The organism is Streptomyces sp. NPDC104307 (assembly GCF_055584045.1).
In genome coordinates, this window is the sequence record NZ_JBVJMU010000001.1 from 887,799 (window position 1) to 908,068 (window position 20,270).

General features: G+C 71.3%; 18 protein-coding genes and 1 riboswitch. Of the genes, 9 read left to right on the top strand and 9 right to left on the bottom strand.

Annotation, left to right across the window (positions count from 1 at the left end):
* Positions 1-44: 44 nt before the first annotated feature.
* Positions 45-992: an LURP-one-related family protein gene (locus ACZ601_RS03670; RefSeq protein ID WP_469532511.1), complete on the bottom strand. Its 948-nt coding sequence runs from the start codon at positions 990-992 to the stop codon at positions 45-47.
* Positions 993-1,105: 113 nt separating this feature from the next.
* On the opposite strand from ACZ601_RS03670, the gene ACZ601_RS03675 reads away from it, so the two are divergent.
* The 4 genes from ACZ601_RS03675 to ACZ601_RS03690 all read left to right on the top strand — a co-directional run bounded on the left by ACZ601_RS03675 (position 1,106) and on the right by ACZ601_RS03690 (position 4,268).
* A complete protein-coding gene (locus ACZ601_RS03675) occupies positions 1,106-1,531 on the top strand; it encodes a hypothetical protein (RefSeq protein WP_469532513.1) in 426 nt (141 codons plus the stop codon).
* Positions 1,532-1,611: 80 nt separating this feature from the next.
* On the top strand, positions 1,612-2,259 hold the full coding sequence (locus tag ACZ601_RS03680) for a DUF3105 domain-containing protein (protein ID WP_440577040.1): 648 nt from the start codon (positions 1,612-1,614) through the stop codon (positions 2,257-2,259).
* A gap of 92 nt (positions 2,260-2,351) precedes the next feature.
* Positions 2,352-2,921, top strand: coding sequence for a DUF305 domain-containing protein (locus tag ACZ601_RS03685; protein ID WP_469533819.1), 570 nt, complete (start codon positions 2,352-2,354; stop codon positions 2,919-2,921).
* A gap of 102 nt (positions 2,922-3,023) precedes the next feature.
* Positions 3,024-4,268, top strand: a complete 1,245-nt coding sequence (locus ACZ601_RS03690; RefSeq protein ID WP_469532515.1) for an ROK family protein — start codon at positions 3,024-3,026, stop codon at positions 4,266-4,268.
* A gap of 129 nt (positions 4,269-4,397) precedes the next feature.
* On the opposite strand, the gene xylA is transcribed toward ACZ601_RS03690, so the two are convergent.
* Complete coding sequence (gene xylA / locus ACZ601_RS03695) at positions 4,398-5,567, bottom strand: xylose isomerase (protein WP_390084250.1); 1,170 nt, start codon at positions 5,565-5,567, stop codon at positions 4,398-4,400.
* A 314-nt stretch (positions 5,568-5,881) separates the two neighbouring features.
* Here xylA and xylB point away from each other — a divergent pair, with 314 nt between their 5' ends.
* The 3 genes from xylB (at position 5,882) to ACZ601_RS03710 (ending at position 9,559) form a co-directional block, all read left to right on the top strand.
* Positions 5,882-7,375 carry a xylulokinase gene (gene xylB, locus ACZ601_RS03700; protein WP_469532518.1) on the top strand — a complete coding sequence of 498 codons (1,494 nt, stop codon included), beginning with the start codon at positions 5,882-5,884 and terminating at the stop codon, positions 7,373-7,375.
* A gap of 88 nt (positions 7,376-7,463) precedes the next feature.
* Positions 7,464-8,738: a VWA domain-containing protein gene (locus ACZ601_RS03705; RefSeq protein ID WP_469532520.1), complete on the top strand. Its 1,275-nt coding sequence runs from the start codon at positions 7,464-7,466 to the stop codon at positions 8,736-8,738.
* Complete coding sequence (locus tag ACZ601_RS03710; RefSeq protein WP_469532522.1) at positions 8,735-9,559, top strand: hypothetical protein; 825 nt, start codon at positions 8,735-8,737, stop codon at positions 9,557-9,559. The genes ACZ601_RS03705 and ACZ601_RS03710 overlap by 4 nt, the downstream gene beginning before the upstream one ends.
* A gap of 76 nt (positions 9,560-9,635) precedes the next feature.
* On the opposite strand, the gene ACZ601_RS03715 is transcribed toward ACZ601_RS03710, so the two are convergent.
* Positions 9,636-10,823, bottom strand: coding sequence for a GDSL-type esterase/lipase family protein (locus ACZ601_RS03715; protein WP_469532523.1), 1,188 nt, complete (start codon positions 10,821-10,823; stop codon positions 9,636-9,638).
* A 79-nt stretch (positions 10,824-10,902) separates the two neighbouring features.
* Positions 10,903-11,472, bottom strand: a complete 570-nt coding sequence (locus ACZ601_RS03720; protein WP_469532525.1) for a TetR/AcrR family transcriptional regulator — start codon at positions 11,470-11,472, stop codon at positions 10,903-10,905.
* Between the two features lie 226 nt (positions 11,473-11,698).
* Between ACZ601_RS03720 and ACZ601_RS03725 the strand changes: the two genes are divergently transcribed.
* A complete protein-coding gene (locus tag ACZ601_RS03725) occupies positions 11,699-12,229 on the top strand; it encodes a DUF4232 domain-containing protein (protein WP_469532527.1) in 531 nt (176 codons plus the stop codon).
* A 30-nt stretch (positions 12,230-12,259) separates the two neighbouring features.
* Here the strand turns inward: ACZ601_RS03725 and ACZ601_RS03730 are convergent, their stop codons facing one another.
* The 5 genes from ACZ601_RS03730 to ACZ601_RS03750 form a co-directional block, all read right to left on the bottom strand.
* Positions 12,260-13,267, bottom strand: coding sequence for a LacI family DNA-binding transcriptional regulator (locus ACZ601_RS03730; RefSeq protein WP_469532529.1), 1,008 nt, complete (start codon positions 13,265-13,267; stop codon positions 12,260-12,262).
* Between the two features lie 261 nt (positions 13,268-13,528).
* Positions 13,529-14,788 carry a cytochrome P450 family protein gene (locus ACZ601_RS03735; protein WP_469532530.1) on the bottom strand — a complete coding sequence of 420 codons (1,260 nt, stop codon included), beginning with the start codon at positions 14,786-14,788 and terminating at the stop codon, positions 13,529-13,531.
* Complete coding sequence (locus ACZ601_RS03740; RefSeq protein ID WP_469532532.1) at positions 14,785-16,080, bottom strand: cytochrome P450; 1,296 nt, start codon at positions 16,078-16,080, stop codon at positions 14,785-14,787. Before ACZ601_RS03740 ends, ACZ601_RS03735 begins: the two co-directional genes overlap by 4 nt.
* Before the next feature lie 202 nt (positions 16,081-16,282).
* Positions 16,283-16,675: a hypothetical protein gene (locus ACZ601_RS03745; protein ID WP_469532534.1), complete on the bottom strand. Its 393-nt coding sequence runs from the start codon at positions 16,673-16,675 to the stop codon at positions 16,283-16,285.
* A 49-nt stretch (positions 16,676-16,724) separates the two neighbouring features.
* Positions 16,725-16,834: riboswitch (SAM riboswitch) on the bottom strand.
* Between the two features lie 162 nt (positions 16,835-16,996).
* Positions 16,997-19,063 (bottom strand): phosphocholine-specific phospholipase C, encoded by a 2,067-nt coding sequence (locus tag ACZ601_RS03750; protein ID WP_469532536.1) that lies wholly within the window; start codon positions 19,061-19,063, stop codon positions 16,997-16,999.
* A 254-nt stretch (positions 19,064-19,317) separates the two neighbouring features.
* Here ACZ601_RS03750 and ACZ601_RS03755 point away from each other — a divergent pair, with 254 nt between their 5' ends.
* On the top strand, positions 19,318-20,130 hold the full coding sequence (locus ACZ601_RS03755; protein WP_469532537.1) for an SAM-dependent methyltransferase: 813 nt from the start codon (positions 19,318-19,320) through the stop codon (positions 20,128-20,130).
* Positions 20,131-20,270 lie beyond the last annotated feature (140 nt).

A 20,270-nucleotide genomic window follows, 5' to 3' on the forward strand; every position in this document is an offset into this window, starting at 1 on the left:
CGCCACTCAGGGGTGCGGGCTCCCACGCGTACGGGCCGCGCGGCTCAGCCGAGGCCGCGGGAGTCCTGCTTGAGGGCGGTGTCCACGGTCAGCGCCGTGGCGACCACCAGGCTCAGCAGCGGCTCGGGCAGCTGGTAGTGGATCTGCAGCACGTAGTTGTCCGCCGTGGTGAACAGCGTCTTGGCGAGGCCTTCCCAGGTCTTGGTGATCCGGGCTATCTCGGCGTCGTTGTGGTCCACGATCGCGAAGTTCCAGGCGCGCCAGTTCTCCGCCTTGATCGCGCCGACCTGCTGCCCGTCGACCATGATCGCGAAGTTGATCTTGCCGATGGCGTTCTGCTGGACGATCTCGCCGACCGGCTGCCCGTCGGGACGCTGGACGATGACCTTGGACTTGATGAACTTCGCCGGGCGGGTGAGCAGCAGCTGCGGCTGACCGTAGGCGTCACGGATCTCAAGACGGTGGGTCATGTACTGGTCGATGCTGCTGAGGAACCGCACGACCTTGCGGAGTGCGCTCTGACCGACCTCGACGACCGAGCCGACGGTGTTGCCGTGCTGGTCGAAGACGCTGTACTCGTTGGTGACCTCGATCAGCTTGGCCTTCTGGTTCACCACCAGGACCTGCTGGTTGAAGAGCGAACCCGCGCCCGGGCCGCCGCCCTGCTGCGGGTGGGCGCCCTGCTGCGGCATCGCGGCCTGCTGCTGGGCGGGAGCCTGCTGCTGGTGCTGCGGGGCCACCTGGTGCTGATAGTGCTGCTGGGGCGCCTGCTGCTGGCTGTGCTGCTGGGCCGCCTGCTGGTTGTGCTGCGGGGCCTGCTGCTGCGGCACCTGCGCCTGAGCGGGGGCCTGGCCCTGGGCCGGAGCCTGCTGCTGGCCGCCCGCCGGGTTGGTGTGCTCGGTCCACTGGGAGCCGTCCCAGTAGCGCAGCAGCTGGGGCGCGCCGTGCGGATCCGGATACCATCCCGCAGATACGTTCGAGTGCGTTGTCACCGGGGCACACTATCCCGCCACGCCGCGGGCGGAACCCCCCTCCCCGCACATCCACAGGTTCGGAACAGCCCTCCGCGCTCATTGAAAGTTCACACACCGCTACGATGTCCGGGATGAACAGGCTGAGTGGACGGACCGTCCGGGTGCGTGACGCCCGCGTCCCCGTGCTGCTCGGCTGGCTGCTGGTGCTGCTCTCCGTGGCGTCGTGCTGCTCGTTCCACTCCGCAGGACCCGCCGCGGTCCCGCATCACGGCACCGTCCCCCTCAGCGTCTTCCACTCCTTCACCCCGGCAGCGGTGGCGGACGAGGCACGCGTCGTGGTGGCCGACGCCCCGCGGAACCGGGGAAGTTCCTGCCACGTCGCGCCCGACGACGCCACTCCGGTCGTACTGCCCGCCCCGCCCGCACCGGCCGCGCTCCCCTGCGCACCGGCCGTCCTCCCGGCCGGCACCCTCACCGGGGCCGCCGGCATCAGGGGCCCCTCCAACGACGCCGTCGGCGACGTCGACCATCTGCGCCTCCAGGTTCAACGGATCTAGCGGCAGCGCCTGCCCCCCTCCCGAGGGGGCTCATCCGTCTGCCCGCGAACCGTCCGGCTCACCGAACCAGAGGACCCACCATGGCCTCCGCCAAGAAGCACACGCCCGCCAACGCCCGCCGCGCCAAGCTGGAGGAGGCCCGCCGCAAGGAGCGGGCCCGCGAGCGCCGCAGCCGCGTCATCACGATCACCGCCGCCGTCGCCGTCGTGGCCGGCCTCGTCGCGGGCGGCGGCTACCTGATGAACAGCGCCGACAAGAAGGACAAGGCCGAGACCGCCGCCAAGTCCTCCCCCGTCCAGGGCGAGAAGAGCTGGGACAAGCTCGGGCGCGAGCACGTCGACAAGAAGGTCGACTACCCGATGAACCCGCCGGTCGGCGGCGACCACAACCCGGTGTGGATGAACTGCGACGCCGACGTCTACACCGAGGCGATACCGAAGGAGAACGCGGTCCACTCGCTGGAGCACGGTGCCGTCTGGGTCACGTACAACGGCAAGGCGGCGCCCGCCGACGTCAAGAAACTGGGTGAACGGGTCTCTGCCACCCCGTACTCCCTGATGAGCCCGGTCGAGGACCAGGCCGCCCCGCTGATGCTCAGCGCCTGGGGAAAGCAGTTGACCGTGAAGAGCGCCTCCGATGCCAGGGTGGCGCAGTTCTTCACGAAGTACGTCCAGGGCCCGCAGACCCCGGAGCCCGGTGCCGCGTGCGGCGGCGGGATCGCCAAGTGACCCCCTCGGCCGGATCCGCGGCCCGTGCGTCCCGTCCGCTGGTGCTGGCCGGCGGCGCACTGCTGCTGCTCGCGCTGGCCCTGGTCGCGCTCATGCTGGCCCGCCCCTCCGCGTCTGCCCCGGCACGGGACGCGAAGGCCGCGGCGTCCGCTCCCGCCGAGTCCTCCGCGGACGTGGGATTCGCCCGTGACATGGCCGTCCACCACCAGCAGGCGGTCGAGATGGCGTTCATCGTCCGGGACCGGACCACCGATGTGGCGGTGCGCCGGCTCGCGTTCGACATCATCAACACCCAGGCCAACCAGCGCGGCATGATGCTGGGCTGGCTGGAGATGTGGGGCCGTGCCAAGAGCTCGCCCGGACCGCCCATGGAGTGGATGGGCCACGCCTTCACCCCGCGCGGCGACGGGGCGCTGATGCCCGGTATGGCGACCGACACCGAACTCGACGCGCTGCGCGAGGCGAAGGGGAGAGACGCGGAGGTGCGGTTCCTGCGGCTGATGACGGCGCACCACCGGGCCGGTGCGGACATGGCCCAGGCCGCCTCGGCCGCCGCGGGCACCGACGAGGTCAGGAATCTGGCATCGGGCATGGTGACGGCCCAGCGCTCGGAGATCACGCTCATGGCGGAGATGCTCAAGGAGCGCGGGGCCACCGGCTGAGCCCGCGGGCCCGGACACGCCCTTGAACTGGGCGTGTCCGGGGCCGCGTCAACCGCATCCGGACCGTACCGGTGTACGAGATCGCATAGGCTCGGCACCGATATGAAGAGCAACCTCACGCCGCTGGGGCCCAAGGCCGACAAGGACACCGTCCGGCGCAGCAACCTCAGCCTCGTGCTGCGGGCCGTCCGCGACGAGGGCGAGGGCGAGGCGACCCGGGCCGGAGTCGCCGCGCGGGTAGGGCTGACCCGGGCCGCCGTCTCCTCGCTCGTCGAGCAGCTGCTCGACAGCGGGTTCCTGACGGAGTCCGGCAAGACGTTCAGCGGGCAGGCCGGCCGGCCCGGCACCGCGCTCAAGATGGCCAGGACCGGTCCGGCCGGGCTCGGCGTCGAGGTCAACATCGACTATGTGTCGGTGTGCGTCGTCGACCTGGCGGGCACCGGCCGGGTCCGGCTCACCGAGCACCTCGACAACCGGGGCGCGCCGCCCGCGGAGGTACTGGCGCGGGCGGCCAGGATCGCCGCGCGCACCCTGGAATCGGCGGGCGAGCAGGAGCTGTTCCCGGTGGGCGTCGCGCTGGCGCTGCCCGGACTGGTCTCGGGCGGCGCGGTGCGCCAGGCCCCGAACCTGGGCTGGAACCAGGTCCCCGCGCAGGAGCTGTTCGCGGCCGCGCTGGCCGAGGAGCGGCCCGGACGCGAGGCGCTGACCGTGAGTTCGGAGAACGAGGCCAATCTGGCGGCGCTGGCCGAGCTGTGGTTCGGCGGGCTGGACCGGATCCGGAGCTTCCTGTACCTGACCGGTGAGATCGGCGTCGGCGGCGCCCTGGTCATCAACGGCGAGCTGCTGCGCGGGGCGCACGGCTTCGCCGGCGAGATCGGGCACGTGGTGGTGGACGCGCGGGGGCCGCAGTGCCGCTGCGGTTCGCGCGGCTGCCTGGAGCAGTACGCGGGCCAGGCGGCGCTCCTGCGGGCCGCCGGTATCGAGGAGACCGGCAGCGGCATCGCGGTCGCCGAGCTGGAGCGGCGCACCCGGGCGGGCGACGAACGGGCGGTCGCCGCCGTCGCCGGGGCTGGCCGGATGCTGGGCCGGGTGCTGTCCGGGGCGGTGAACCTGCTGGACCCGGACGCCGTGGTGCTCGGCGGGATCTACCGGAACCTGATGCCGTGGCTGTCGCCGCCCGTGGACGAGGAGCTGACGGACCGGGTCGTGTCCGGGCTGTGGTCCCCGGGCAGCGGCCGGCTGCGCGCCTCGTCCGTCGCTGGTGACGCGGCACGGGGTGCGGCGGCCCTGGTCATGACGGACGTGCTCGCGGACCCGGTGGCGTACGCGGGCCGCGCCACGGCCTGAGAGGCTGCGGCCACGGCCTGCGTCGTGGACCCGGCCTGCATCGCGGGGGCGGACGCGCCCGTTGGAAACGTCCCAGTAGGCGCGTCCGAGTAGGCGCGTCCCAGTAGGCGCGTCCGCCCCCGCGACGGGTCAGCGGACGCCGAGCAGGTGGTCCATCGCCAGCTGGTCCAGGGCCTCGAACGCCATGCCGCGCTCGGCCGCGGCCGTGACGTCGAAGTCCTCGTACGCGGAGCGGTCGGCCAGCAGCCCGGCCACGCCGTCGGCCGCGGTGGGCTGCGCCAGCTCGTCCAGCCGGGAGGCGCGCAGCGCGTCCTGCACCGCCGGATCGGCGCGGAAGGCGGCGGCCCGGTCCTTGAGGATCAGGTAGTTGCGCATGCAGCCCGCGGCCGAGGCCCAGACGCCGTCGTAGTCCTCGGTCCGCGGCGGCTTGAAATCGAAGTGGCGCGGGCCCTGGTAGCCGGCCGTCTCCAGCAGGTCGACGAGCCAGAAGGCCTGGCGCAGGTCACCGGCGCCGAAGCGGAGGTCCTGGTCGTACTTGATGCCGGACTGCCCGTTGAGGTCCAGGTGGAAGAGCTTGCCCGCCCAGATCGCCTGTGCGATGCCGTGCGCGAAGTTCAGCCCGGCCATCTGCTCGTGGCCGACCTCCGGGTTCACGCCGTACATCTCCGGGCGCTCCAGGCGCTCGATGAAGGCCAGGGCGTGGCCGACGGTCGGCAGCAGGATGTCACCGCGCGGCTCGTTCGGCTTGGGCTCGATGGCGAACCTCAGGTCGTAGCCCTGCTCGACGACGTACTCCCCGAGCAGGTCGAACGCCTCCTTCATCCGGTCCAGCGCGAGACGGATGTCCTTCGCACCCCCGGACTCCGCACCCTCACGGCCACCCCACGCCACATACGTCTCCGCGCCCAGCTCGACGGCCAGATCGATGTTGCGGATGACCTTGCGCAGCGCGAACCGGCGCACGTCACGGTCGTTCGAGGTGAACCCGCCGTCCTTGAAGACCGGGTGCGTGAACAGGTTGGTCGTGGCCATCGGGACCTTGAGACCGGCCGCGTCCAGCGACTGGCGGAACCGCTTCACGATGCCCTCGCGCTCGGAGTCCGTCGAGCCGAACGGGATCAGGTCGTCGTCGTGGAACGTCACACCGTAGGCGCCGAGCTCCGCGAGCCGCTGCACGGAGTCGACCGGGTCGATCGCCTCCCGGGTCGCGTCACCGAACGGGTCGCGCCCCTGCCAGCCCACGGTCCACAGGCCGAAGGTGAACTTGTCCTGCGGGGTGGGGGTGAAACGCTCGGTCATGGTCCAACCGCCTTCGGTGCCATGGGTCCGCAGCCGGTCGGGCGGCCGAACCTCAATTTGTTCAGTGTCATGACTAATCATGCACGGACCACCCCGGCGACGTAACCCCCCGACCCGATCCCATACCCAACCCCTGACACGAACACCCGTCCGACTATCCACTTCACCCCATGACGGAAATCCACCCCACCCCCTGTTCCCCGCCGGCTCGATCACCTAATTTGTTCTCCGTACGATCAAATACCCGCAGGGCGATGTCCCACGGCATCCCGCTACGCCGGACCGACCCCTGAGACCAGAGAATGAGGCCAGCCATGCCGCCGCATACCGTCGTCATCGGTGTGGACAGCTCCACCCAGTCCACCAAAGCGGCGTTCGTCGACATCGCGACCGGCCGGCTGCTCGCCGTCGGCCGCGCCCCCCATGTCGTCACCGGGGAGGCCGGAGCCCGCGAGACGGACCCCGAGGTGTGGTGGCAGGCCCTGTGCGACGCGGTCGCCGCCGGGCTCAAGGAGTCGGGCGTCCCCGCCTCCGCCGTCGCCGGGATCGCCGTGGCGGGGCAGCAGCACGGCCTCGTCGTACTGGACGCGGACGGCGCCCCGCTGCGACCGGCGCTGCTCTGGAACGACACCCGCTCCGCCCCGCAGGCCGCCGCCCTCACCGAGGCGCTGGGCGGCGCCGACGCCTGGACGGCGCGCACCGGCTCCGTACCGGTGGCCGCGATGACCGCGTCGAAGTGGCAGTGGCTGCGGGAGAACGAACCCGCCACCGCCGCGGCGGCCGCTGCGATCCGGCTGCCCCACGACTTCCTCACCGAGCGGCTGTCCGGCCGCGCCGTCACCGACCCGGGCGACGCGTCCGGCACCTGCTGGTACTCCACCGCCACCGGGGCCTACGACCCCGAGCTGCTCGAACTTCTTGCCATCGAGGCCGCGCTGCTGCCGGAAGTGGCCGCCAGCGGAGCGGCCCGCATCGGTTCGCTGACCGCCGCCGCGGCCGAGGCGCTCGGCCTGCCCGCCGGTATCGCCGTCGCGGCGGGCACCGGTGACAACATGAGCGCCGCCGTCGGCCTCGGGCTCGGCGGCGCCGGGCTCCTGGACCATCCGGTGCTGAGCCTCGGCACCTCCGGCACGGTCTTCGCCGCCTCCCGGACCAGGCCCGCCTCCCCTGCCCTGTCCGGCTTCGCCGCGGCCGACGGCACGTACCTCCCGCTGGCCTGCACCCTCAACTGCACGCTCGCCGTCGACAAGGTCGCCGCCCTGCTCGGCCTGGACCGCGCCGACGCCGCACCCGGCGGCGAGGCCGTGGTCCTGCCCTACCTGGACGGCGAGCGCACCCCGGATCTGCCCACCGCCTCCGGTCTCCTCACCGGGCTGAGGCACGACACCACCCCCCAGCAGATCCTGGGCGCCGCCTACGAGGGTGCGGTCTTCACCGTGCTGCGGGCGCTCGACGAACTGCTCCGGGCCTGCGGGCTCGACCCGGCCGACCCCGAGGTGGCGGCCCGGCCACTGCTGCTGATCGGCGGCGGCGCCCAGGGGCACCAGTGGGTGGAGACCGTACGGCGGCTGTCGGGGCGCCCGGTGACGGTACCGGCCAGCGGCGAACTCGTCGCGGTGGGCGCGGCGGCCCTCGCCGCCTCGGCCGCCACGGGGACGGACCCGGTCGCGGTCGCCACCGGCTGGCGGACCGACGGGGACCGGCAACTGGAAGCGGTGGAGCGGGACCTGGCCACCTGGGACAGGATCGGCTCGGTACTGGACCGGGCGGCCGGACCGCTGCTGGGCGCGGACCGCCCGCAGGACTAGAACGCGGGGCGGTGCGCCGGGAGCGACGGCCGACGTCCCGTCAGCGACCCGTTTTGGATAGCGAACTGATGTTCACTACTATCCGGCGATGATCATAAGAAGAAGGCTGACGGTCGGGGTGGGTATTCTGCTCGCCACCCTGACCGCCGGGCTCGGCTCGGCCCTCCCCGCCGCGGCCGATGAAACCCCCACGAAAGCGTCCCCCAAGGTCGAGCTGGTGCTCGATGTCAGTGGCTCCATGCGGACCCGCGACATCGACGGCCAGTCCCGGATGACCGCGGCGAAGCAGGCGTTCAACGAGGTCCTGGACGCGGTGCCCGAGCAGGTGCAGCTCGGCATCCGCACCCTCGGCGCCGACTACCCGGGCGACGACCGGAAGGTCGGCTGCAAGGACACCAAGGCGCTCTACCCGGTCGGCCCGCTCGACCGCACGGAGGCCAAGACCGCGGTCGCCACCCTCGCCCCCACCGGCTGGACCCCGATCGGACCCGCCCTGCTGGGCGCCGCCGACGATCTGGAGGGCGGCGACTCCACCCGCCGGATCGTGCTGATCAGCGACGGCGAGGACACCTGCGGCCCGCTCGACCCGTGCGAGGTGGCCCGGGACATCGCCGCGCGCGGCATCCACCTGGTCATCGACACCCTCGGCCTGGTGCCGAACGAGAAGATCCGCAAGCAGCTGACCTGCATCGCGGAGGCCACCGGCGGCACGTACACCGCCGTCAAGCACACCGATCAACTCTCCGGCCGCGTCAAGCAGTTGGTTGACCGGGCGGCAGAGCCCGTCGTCACCCCCGTGGCGACTGAGGGCACGGACAGCTGCACCGACGCCCCGAAGCTCAAGGCGGGCCTCTACACCGACCGCGAGAAGATCGGTGAGCACCGCTGGTACCGGGTGGAGGTGCTGCCCGGCCAGGAACTGCGCGCCTCCGTCAGCGTCTTCGCGGACCGGGCCGTGAACAACGACTACGGGACGCTGCTGCGCGCGGTGACCGTGCACGGCCGGGAGATCGTCAGGGGTTCCGAGTCCGGCACCGGTCGCACGGACGCCATCTCGTCCGGGCTGCGCTACCCGAGGCCCGAACAGGACGATGACGACGAGGAGCCGGTCCCGGAGACCGTCTGCCTCCGGGTCAGCAACTCCTTCTCGGCACCCGCCTCGGTGAAGACCTCGCCCGGAATGCCGGTCGAGCTGACCGTCGATGTGGTGGACGGGCCCGACAACGCGGCCGACGTCGCCGCGTTCGGCCTGGGCCGCGGCTGGTGGCTGCTCGGCGTGCTCGTCCTCACCGGACTGGTCGCGGGCCTGCTGACCGGCTGGATCTCGCGCTGGCGCATCGCCGTCTGGAGGACCAACCGATGATCCGTACGACTCGTGTGCTCGCGGGCGCGCTGCTGACCGGGCTCGCCCTGCTGACCGGGGCGGGAGCCGCCGTCGCGGACGACCCGTCGCCGAGCCCCAGCGCCTCCGGCGACGGCTCCGGCCCCACGGAGGCGGGCACCGCCTTCCGTACCGCCACCGCGATCCAGCAGAACCAGACCGCCACCGCCGGCGGCTCCACGGGCGACTACCTGTACTGGGTGTTCCCGGCCGACGCGGGCCAGCGGCCCACCGTCAAGGCGAAGGTCACCCTGCCCGAGGCCGCCACCCGGCACGGCGTCTCGACGTGGCAGATCGACGTGTACGACGGGCTGCGCCGCCGCCAGGCCTGCATGTACGGCAAGCAGACCGGCAAGGCCGCGGCCGACGCCGCCACGATCGAGCTCACCTGCGTCCTGCGGACCGTCAGGGCCTGGTCGGAGCCGTGGGCCAACGACCCGCTGCCCGGCAGCTATTACGTCCGCCTCACCGTCGTCGATCTGCCCTCGTCGGATCTCGGTCTGCCGGTGCGGACCGAGGTCGAGGTCACGTCGGCCGGGAAGGGCGGTGCCGGGGACGTCGACGGCACGCTCTCCAAGCCGCTGGTGCCCGGGGTGTCCACTGCCGAGCAGGCCTCCGACGACGCGTCTGCCGCCCCGGTCCCGCTCGCGGGTGAGCCGGAGGACGGCTGGTCCTCCGGCTGGTGGACCGACCGCTGGCTGTGGACCGTCGGCGGCGGCGTGCTGGGCGCGCTCGCAGCCGTCTTCGGCTACTCGCTGACCCGTGGCAACGGCCGCCCGTCCCGGGTCCCGCCGGGCATGTGACGTACGCCCGTCGGCCGGACCGGAACCCCGGACCGGCCGACGGGCTGACGGGCTGACGGGCTGACAGATGAGCTGATCAGGACGGGCGTTCGGCGGCGAATGGGCCGTCGGGGGCGAAGGCGAGCGCGGCGAAGCGGTCGCCCATGCGCCGGTGGGTGGCCGCGTCCGGGTGGAGCTGGTCCGGCAGCGGCAGTTCGGCGAAGTCCTGCTCTCCGTACATATCGCGGCCGTCGAGGTAGTACAGGTTCGGGTCGTCGGCGGAGCGCTGCTCGACCAGGCCGCTCAGGGCCGCTCGGATGATGTTGAGCGTCAGCTTCCCCGCGGCCCTCTCCGCAGGATCGCCCATGGCCTTGAACTGGAGCCTTCCCGCACTGAGGTTGCTGAAGTCGGGCATGCTCGGGCCCGGGGTGTCCTCGTGGATGGGGCACAGGACGGGCGAGACGACCAGCAGCGGCGCCGTGGGGTGCCCCTCGCGGATGGTGTCGAGGAAGCCGTGCACCGCCGGGGTGAAGGCCCGCAGCCGCATCAGGTCGGCGTTGACGAGGTTGAGGCCGATCTTGACGCTGATCAGGTCAGCGGGGGTGTCGCGCATCGCCCGCGCCGTGAACGGGTCGAGCAGGGCGCTGCCGCCCAGGCCCAGGTTGACCAGCTCCACCCCACCGAGGGAGGCCGCAAGTGCGGGCCAGGTGGTGGTGGGGCTCGCGGCGTCGGAGCCGTGGCTGATCGAACTGCCGTGGTGCAGCCACACCTTGCGGCCCCGGTCGGCGGCGGGTTCGACGGGGGCGTCGGTGCGCAGGGCGACGAGTTCGGTGTTCTCGTTGTACGGCAGCCAGATCTCGACGTCCTTCACGGCTTCGGGCAGCCCGGCGAACCGCACGGTGCCGACCGGCCCCGGCTGCGTCTGCGCGGTCCCGGCGGTCATGTCGACCAGGAGGACGTTGCCGCCGGTCACGCTCTCCTGTCCCGCGAGGCGGCCGTCGACGAGCAGGTCGTAGACGCCGTCGGGACGGGGCGGCGCGCCCTGATAGGCCGTCTTGGTGCGGAGTGCGTCCAGCTCGATCACGGTGGCGGCGGTACGGAACACCAGCCGCACGCCGGACGGCTGGGCCTCCGCCATCGCCAGCTGCGCGTCGGCGCACTGTGCGCGGGCGCGGGCGGGCAGCCGGTGCGGGCGCACGCCGTGCTCGGTGCGCTCCAGGTCGAGCGCCCCGCGCAGGAGCTCCGCGGTGATCGGTGTGGTGATCCAGTCGGTTTCGGTCTGCATGTCCCTACCTGATGTCTCTACCTGTTGCCCGGAACGTTGAGGGTGTTGCCCGGAACGCCGAGGTGGCCGGGAACTCCGGTCAGTGCGCGGTCCAGTTCCGCAGCAGGGCGTCCAGGGCGTCCAGGGACCACGACCAGCTCTCCTGCGAGTCGGGGGCGCTGTGGCTGAATCCGCCCTGCATCTCCAGGCTGACGTAGCCGTGGAAGACGCTGCCCAGCAGCCGGACGGCGTGCGTCTGGTCGGGCTCGGTCAGTTCGTAGCCGCGCAGGATGGCCCGGGTCATCTGCGAGTGCCTGCGGGCGGCGCTGGCGGCGACCACTTCCGGGTCGAGCCTCAACTGGGCGGCGGCGTAACGACCTGGGTGCTCGCGGGCGTAGTCGCGGTACACGTCCGCGAAGGCCTTGAGGGCGTCCCTGCCCGCCCGCCCGGCGAGTGCGGCGGCACCACGGTCGGCCATCTCCTCCAGGGCGAGCAGGGCGATTCTGGTCTTGAGGTCGTGGGAGTTCTTCAGATGCGAGTACAGGCTCGCGACCTTGACGTCGAACCGCCGGGCGAGCGCCGAGACGGTCACCTGGTCGAAGCCGACCTCATCGGCCAGCTCTGCCCCGGCCTGAGCCAGACGGTCAGCCGTCAGCCCTGCTCGTACCATGCTCTTCCCTCCGTCAGCCCTCACCCACAACCCTACATCTATTAAGAATTTAGCTAATGAGTATAGGCATTATCCAGGTACCTAAACACCTCGACGGTCGATATTGAACTGGCATGTCCTATCTATCGCCACAAGTGGGGCATACCGTCCAGAATGTCCCTGTCGGTTCTACCGGCCGCCGGGGCCTCCGGCCACGACCACAGGCTGTCGATCCAAGGGGAGAAACATGATGCGCCCGTCCTCCGCTCTCACCGCCGCGCTCACCGCGACGGCCGCCTCGGTCCTGACCGTCACCGGCGCGGCCGCCACCCCGGCGGCCGGTACGTCGGCCCGCCCGAGCGTCTGCCAGGAGCAGTCCCTCAGCGTCTCGGCCTCGTCCGGCGGGCAGCGGAACACGGCCCGGATCGCCGTCACCAACCGGGGCGGGATCACCTGCGTGGTCGACCGCGTCCCCACGGTCACCTTCCGGGGACTGGACGGCTCGGCCGAGGCCGTGCCGCCGGCCACCAGCGGCCCGTACGTGCTCTCACCGGGCGAGCGCGGGTACGCCGCCGTGCGCACGGCGACTCCGGGCGCCACCGAGGGCCATGTCGTCCGCAGCCTCTCCGTGGCGGCGGACCCCTCGCACCACGGCGTCACGTTCGGCGCCGCGACGGTGGGCATGGGCCGGGGAATCCAGGTGTGGGAACCGGTCACCACCCTGTGGCACACCTCCCGCGCCGCGGCCGACCGCGCCCTGGCGGACGCGACGCGGTGAGCGCGGGGTGATGGGGGCCGGTGTGCGGCGTCACCTCGGGGCGGGGCCGGTGCTCTCCCGTACCGTCAGCTCCGGTGCCAGCAGCTCCGTTTCGTCCGTGCCCCGGCCGGAGAGCTTGGCGACGACCTGCTCGACCGAGCGGCGCCCCATCTGCTGCGCGGGAATGGCCACAGAGGTGAGCCGCACCGAGGCCTGGGAGGCCACCTGCTCGGGGCAGATGGCGACCACCGAAACGTCCTCGGGCACGGCCCGGCCCTGCTGGCGCAACAGGTTGAGCAGCGGTTCCACCGCGGACTCGTTCTGCACGATGAAGCCCGTTGTGCCGGGGCGCTCGTCGAATATCCGCGACAGGGTCTGGGCCATCGCGGGGTAGCCGCCCTCGCAGGGCCGGTGGAGGACCCGCACGCCGGTCTCCCGCGCCTTGGCCCGTACTCCGTCGACGGTCCGCTCGGCGAATCCGGTGTGCCGCTCGTACACCGCGGCCGCCTCGCCGATCACCGCGATCTCACGGTGTCCGAGTCCGGCGAGGTGTTCGACGCAGAGCGCCCCGGTCGCCTCGAAGTCGAGGTCCACGCAGGTGAGACCGGCGGTGTCGGCGGGCAGTCCGATCAGTACGGCGGCGCGGTCGGTCTCGCGCAGCAGCGGAAGCCGTTCGTCGTGCAGTTCGACGTCCATCAGGATCATGGCGTCCGCGAGCGAGCTGCCGGCGATCCGGCGCACCGCGGCCGGGCCCTCCTCGCCGGTCAGCAACAGGACGTCGTAGCCGTGGACGCGGGCCGTCGTGGCGACGGCGATGGCGATCTCCATCATCACGGGGACGTACATGTCGGTACGCAGTGGCACCATGAGCGCGATGATGTTCGACCGGCTGCTGGCGAGCGCCCGCGCACCCGCGTTGGGGTGGTAGCCGAGCTCCTTGATGCTCCGTTCCACCCGTTCCCGGGTGGGGACCGAGATGGACCGCTTCCCGCTGAGGACGTAGCTCACCGTGCTCGCGGAGACTCCGGCGTGCTGTGCGACCTCGGCAAGGGTGACCATTCAGCTCTCCATCACGGAACGACGTCGGACACCGGCACGCGGAGGGGCGGCTTCAGTCGGACACCACTGCGGCGAAGCGCTTCGACTCCCCACCCGTAAATCCGGGCGTGTACGGATGGTGTGAGCCTAGACCTGCTGCCACAGCGTGTCCATAGAACTGTCGAAGCGCTTCGACACCTGCGCTTCGACAGACGTATCCGGAGGCGGCGGCCGTGGCGGTCGTCCGTGCGGCCACCGCCACGATATGCCGTCCGGCCCGATTCAGGCGCTGAGCAGTACGGGGAAGGCCTCCATGTCGTTCTGGGTCATCACCGGGAGCTTGCGGATGTCCGTGTCCGGCACCGCGAGCCGCAGTCCGGGGAACCGGGCGAAGAGGGCGGGCAGCGCTATCCCCGCCTCGACCCGGGAGAGCGCGGCGCCGGGGCAGATGTGCGGACCGTGGCCGAACGTCATGTGCCGGATGGGGGCGGGGCGAGTGATGTCGAAGGCGTCCGCGTCGGCGCCGTGCTGCTCGAAGTCCCGGCCGATGGCCCGGTACGAGATGACCACGCCCTCGCCCTTGGCTATGACGTCGTCACCCACCTGGATGTCCTCGGTCGCGAACCGCATCAGCAGATGGGTGGTCGGGGTGTCCCACCGCAGCGTCTCCTCGATCACCGCCTCCCAGGAGGCCTCCCCGTCGAGGACCATCCGCAGCTGTTCCGGGTGGGACAGGAGGGCTCGTACCGCGTTGAGAATGAGCCCGATGGTGGTCTCGTGGCCGGCCGCGACCATCGCCTTGAGGTTGCCCACCACCTCTTCCTCCGTGAGCGGCTCGCCGCCCTCGTCGGCGAGGATGAGCGCGGAGGTCAGGTCGTCGGTGGGCCGTGCGGCCTTCTCACGGACCAGCCCGGCGTAGAAGACGTCCAAATCGGCCAGCAGGGACAGCCGTTCGTCCTGCGGGGTGAGCATCGAGAAGAAGGCCTTGTACTGTCTGGTCAGCATGGCGTTCTCGGCGGGGTCCACGCCCATGAGCATGCCGACGACCCGCATCGGCAGCGGCTGCGCGAACACCGATTTGAGGTCGACGACGGCCCCGTCCCTGCCACCGTCCGCGAGTGCGTCCAGCAGTTCCCCGGTGAACTTCTCGATGTCGGGCCTGACGGCCTCCAGCCGCCGTGGGGTGAGCGCCTGGGAGGTCTTGGTGCGCAGCCGTCGGTGCTCGGCGCCGTCCACCGTGAACATGGACCGCCCGGCGTCGATCATGCCGATGAGCGGCCACGCGTGCGTCACCTCGCCGCTCTGCCACAGCCCCCAGGCGTCGAGATCCTTCACCAGCCTCGGATCGACCAGGAGTTGACGGGCGTCGGCGTGCCGGGTGATCGTCCAGGCGGGTACGCCGAGCAGCTCGATCCTGGCGAGCCGGCCGGCCTCACGCAGCCTCGCGGTCTCACCGTCCAGGTCCTGGACCATGGGGTCGATGACGACGGTCCCGGCGCCGTCCGGGACGGCAGCGTGCGCGGCGGCGTGAGGGCAGTTCACGAGAGGTCTCCTGTCGTACGAACGGGGGTGAACCGAACGGGCAGCGCGGTGGTACCGCGCAGGAACGCGGAGGGCCGTCGCACCAGGTCCGCGACGGGGACCCGGAGCTCCAGGTCGGGCAGGCGGTCGAGCAGCACCTCGATGCCGGTGCGCGCGATGGTCTCCGCGATCTCCTGGGCGGGGAAGGGGCACCGGTACTCGCCGTGGCTGAAGGCGAGATGCGCGCCGTTGCCGCCCTGGGCGGCAAAACCGCCGCCGGTCAGGCTCTGCCGGATCAGCGGATCGGTGTTGGCGGCGCCGAGCCCGAGCAGCAGCATGTCCCCCGCCCTGATCGGCCGTCCGCCGAGCCGGGTGTCGCGGGCGGCCCAGCGTCCGGCGAGGATCTGCGTCGGCGCGTCCTCCCAGAGCACCTCGTTCATGGCCTCGCCGACGCTGCGCCGGCCGCCCGCCATCGACTGGGCGAACTCGTCCTCCGTGAGCATCAGCCGCAGCGAGTTGCTGATCCAGTCGGCGGTGGTGAGGTGCCCGGCGGCGGTGATGGCCATCAGGTCGAGCATGTACTCCTCGTCGGTGAAGGCCTCGGGGAACGCGAGCATCCGGGAGGTCACGTCGTCGCCGGGGGCGGCACGCTTCGCGGCGACGAGTCGTGTCATGTGTTCCCCGAAACGCAGGTGGGCCTCCTGCGCGCCCGGACCGCCGTCGGCCAGGTCCTTGAGCACTTGGGCGATGGAGCCGCCCTCGTCGTCGGGGAATCCGACCAGCCTCGCGAGGACCAGGACCGGAAGGGGCTCGCAGAAGTCGGCGACGAGGTCGGCGGTGCCCCGGCTGCACACGGCGTCGATCAGCCGGTCGGCCAACTGCTCGCAGTGGCTGCGGATCTCGAACGGGTCGGCCCCTTCGAGGGCGGGTCCGACCATCCGCGCATGCCGCCGGTGCTCGTCGCCCGCGCTGAAGTAGATGGACGGCAGCGGCCGCCCGACCATGGGCAGCAGCGGCCAGTCCTGCGGGATGTGCTCCCACTGGTTCCAGAGGCCGACGTCGCGAGGGAACAGCTCACCGTCACTGGTGACCTGATGGAGTTCCCGGTAGCCGATGACCAGCCAGGCGGGGAACCCGCCCGGCAGCTCGACGGGGACGACCGGCCCGTGGTCCCGCCGCATGGCGCGGTAGACGGCTCGCGGCTCGGTCTGGAACGAGGGCCCGCCGAGGGGCACGGGGCCCGGCCCCGCGTGCGCGGGGCACTCCGGAGGAGGTGGGACGGGCTCGGGCTCTGCGGAGGAAGGGCGCGTCATCGTCCTGACTTCTGTGGCGGAAGCGTCACGCATCACGATCGTGCGGTCAACGCCCGCCCACTATAAGGATTTTATGTGACCCCACAGCGGTCAATGACGATCAAATGTGCACTCAACATGAAGCAACCGGTCGACATCTCACGACAATTGACGACCGAATCCAGGCACCACCTCCAGGCACCGACGCCGAACGGCGACGCGGCTACGAGCGCACGGAACCCGGGTCGCCGCACAGCTCCCCTGCCTCGAAGGCTACGTTGACGAGTCCGGCGACCCGGTCGGCACCGGTCACGAGCTTCAGCGCATGCCACCGGGAGAGCCAGTACACGCGTCCCCGGTGGCCGGCGAGGGTCTCCCGCAGCCCGTCCGGAGCATGCGTCCACACCTGCGGAAGGGCGCCCGCGTAGTCGAACGCGGCCCGCAGACCGACCCAGCCGTCGTCCCGGACATCGTCCGCGGTCAGCAGTATCTCGACGGCCTGACCGGGCTCCTGCCGGCACTTCTTGGCGTGGATCCAGTGCACTTGGTGGCCTGCGGCGTACCGCTCGCAGTCCTCGCTCCGCACGGAGCCGTGCTCGGGGAGATGACGCAGCATGGTGAGTCCCGCCTTCCGGGGATGATGGACCCCGAGCGCTCTGCACCGCGGTCCGCTGTTCCCCGCACCTCGCGCACGGGGCAGGTCGTCACCCGGAGCACCCGCAGCGGAGCGGGGTGCCGTCCAGCAAGCCGGGGCTGCGCACTGGAACTCATGACCCGGCAAAAACCCTAACGCACCGAGCGGGCGCGCCCCGACGCGCGGGACCGCCCGCCCGACGGACGGTCAGGGACGCACAGGAACGGGCCGGACCTGGCCCGTGCGCCCCCGCCTCTCTCCGATGGCGGTCCGGCTTGGATTCAGCCGCCCCGCGCCGCCCGGTCAGCCGGTGACCAGGCCCGGGTCGCTCGTTCCGGCCTCACCCGTCTCGACGTGTCCGGCGAACCGGCGGAGGAACGTGGCGTCCGCGTCCGAGACCACCTCGATGTCGTACCAGCGCTTGCTTCCGCGCAGGTCAACGGTGTGCCGCACGGTCGCGCCGGACCGCACCGCGAAGGTCTGCGCCCCGCCGCCGTAGGCGTCCGCGTTGCGCACGGTCAGCTGGACCGTCTCCGTACCGGCATGGGTGAGCGTCAGGTCGAGAGCTCCGTTCACCGGGTTATGACGCGCCGTCACCTCCGGCCCGGCCGCCTTGCCGGGGCCCCTGAAGGCCCGCAGGAACCCGTTCGGACCGTGCACCGTGAGGTCGGTCACGCCGCTGGAATAGGCCGTGTTCCAGCTGTCGGAGAGCGACTTGCCCGCCTCTGTGGTGTAGGTCCAGGGCCCGTCACCGCGGTTGGCGGACGTCACCAGGAACTGCGCTCCGGCCTCGTCCCCGCCACCGAAGGTGAGCTGGTACTTCCCGGCGCCCGGGTCCGCCGCCCCGTCCACGAGCGGCGCGTACCGCAGTGGCCGGGTGGGCCGCGTGCCGGACTCCTGCTTCGGCACGCTGCCGGAGACCGGCGGCACCGGAACGTAGTCGGGGTGCCGGTCCCCGTCCGGCGGCGCGTATCCGTCCGTGGAGGGCAGCCCGGCGGGCGCGGTCTCCGTCCGGCTGAAGTCGAAGGCCGAGGTGAGGTCGCCGCAGACGGCACGCCGCCAGGGCGAGATGTTGGGCTCGCGCACACCGAAGCGCGCTTCCATGAACCGGATGACGGAGGTGTGGTCGAAGACCTCCGAACACGCGAACCCGCCGGTGCTCCACGGGGACACGACCGTCATGGGCACGCGCTGCCCGAGCCCGTACGGCCCGGCCGCGTACCGGACGTCGCCGGGGAAGTGGTCGGCGGAGGTGTCCACGGTGGACAGTCCCTGCGCCGCGCCGGACGGCACGAACGGCGGCACGACGTGGTCGAAGAAGCCGTCGTTCTCGTCGTAGGTGATGAAGAGGGCGGTCCGGCCCCAGACCTCGGGGTCGGAGGTCAGCGCGTCCAGCACCTGCGAGATGTACCAGGCACCGTAGTTCGCGGGCCAGTTGGGGTGCTCGCTGTAGGCCTCGGGCGAGACGACCCAGGAGATCTTGGGGAGCGTACCGGCCCGGACATCGGCCTTCAGGTCGTCGAGGAGCCCGTCGCCGTTCTTGACGTCGGTCCCGGTGCGCGCCTTCTCGAAGAGGGGATCGCCGGGCTTGGCGTCACGGTAACTGTTGAAATAGAGAAGCGAGTTGTCTCCGTACGTCCCCCGGTAGGCGTCGTCGATCCACCCCCAGGAGCCGGCGGCGTCGAGCCCGTCACCGATGTCCTGGTAGACCTTCCACGACACCCCGGCCTCCTCCAGCCGCTCGGGGTAGGTCTTCCAGCCGTACCCCGCCTCGTCGTTGCCGAGCACGGGACCGCCGCCCGTGCCGTCGTTGCCGGTGTACCCGCTCCACAGGTAGTAGCGGTTCGGGTCGGTCGAGCCGAGGAACGAGCAGTGGTACGCGTCGCAGACGGTGAACGCGTCGGCGAGGGCGTAGTGGAACGGGATGTCCTCACGTGTCAGGTGGGCCATCGTCGTGGCGGTCTTGGCGGGCACCCACTGGTCGTACGCGCCCTTGTTCAGCGCCCGGTGCCCACCGGCCCAGTCGTGGTTCAGGTCCTGGAGGAACTGCAGCCCGAGGTCGTCGGCGGGCGGCCTGAACGGCAGCACCTCCTTGCCGGCCAGGTCCTTCTGGTGCCAGACCGGCTTTCCGCCGGGCAGCGTGACCGGACGCGGGTCACCGAAGCCGCGCACACCCTTCATCGTGCCGAAGTAGTGGTCGAAGGAACGGTTCTCCTGCATCAGTACGACGATGTGCTCGACGTCCTGGAGCGTGCCCGTACGACCCTTCGCGGGCAGTGAGGCGGCGCGGGCGATGCTGCTCGACAACGTACTGAAGGCAACCGTGCCTCCGGCGAGTTGCAGGAGGCGACGACGGTTGATATCTGCCATGAGTGGGGGCCTCTGTGGGGTGAGGAAACATAAGGGCGAAAACGACAGGAGTGTTCCAGAACCGACGGTCCGGCGGAAGACCCGTGCAGTGTGCACACGATGGCGTTCAGCCGAACAGTCGACAACGGGGCGGGCCGGCACCGAAGCAGGCGCCACCCCGGCCCCGGTACGAACCGTTCGCCTTGTCAGGGTTGTTGGCACCTACATTGGGGGCGGCGGAGTTGTTCCGCCCGGATGAAAGACGGATGGAGCCCATGACCGATCACACGACCGCGAGGAACCCTGCCGAACAGCGCATAGACACCTCGGTGCCGCACTCCGCCCGGATCTGGAACTACTGGCTGGGCGGCAAGGACAACTACGCGGTCGACGAGGAGGCAGGGAACGCGTACAGCGCCGTCTTCCCCGGCATCGTCACCGTGGCCCGCGGGAGCCGCGCCTTTCTGGGGCGCACCATCACCCACTTGGTCACGGAAGCCGACATCCGGCAGTTCCTGGACATCGGAACCGGCCTGCCGACCGTTGACAACACGCACGAAGTCGCCCAGCGGCTCGCCCCTGAGTCCAGGATCGTCTACGTCGACCACGACCCGCTCGTCCTCACGCACGCCCGCGCCCTGCTCACGTCAACCGCCGAGGGCGCCACCAACTACGTCGACGCCGAGCTCGCCGACCCCGACCGCATCCTGTCGGCGGCGGCGGAAACCCTTGACCTGACCCGGCCCACCGCCCTGATCCTCAGCAACATCCTGGGGCACGTCGCCGACTACGACCAGGCACGGAGCATCGTCGCGCACCTGATGGACGCGCTGCCGTCCGGCAGCTACCTCGCCATCAACGACGGATCACGCGGCATCGACGCCGACTACGAGCGGGCCCAGGACGCGTACAACGAAAGCGGCGCCATTCCCTACTTCCTGCGCCCCGTCGACCGGATCGCGGCCTTCTTCGGCGGCCTCGAACTCCTCGATCCCGGGGTCGTCTCCGTACCCCTCTGGCGCCCGGATGGACTGTCCCCCGCCCCTCAGGAGATCGGCGAGCACGGCGGCCTCGCCCGCAAGCCCTGACGCACTCTCCTGGGGGTTGTCCCCCGAAGTCCCCTGGGGGACAACCCCCAGGAAGGTCGGGGAGAAACCGGTTCGTGGGGAGGACGCCGGGTCCGTAGATTCTGGGGTGAGATATTCGTACCGCACCACACAGTCCCCGG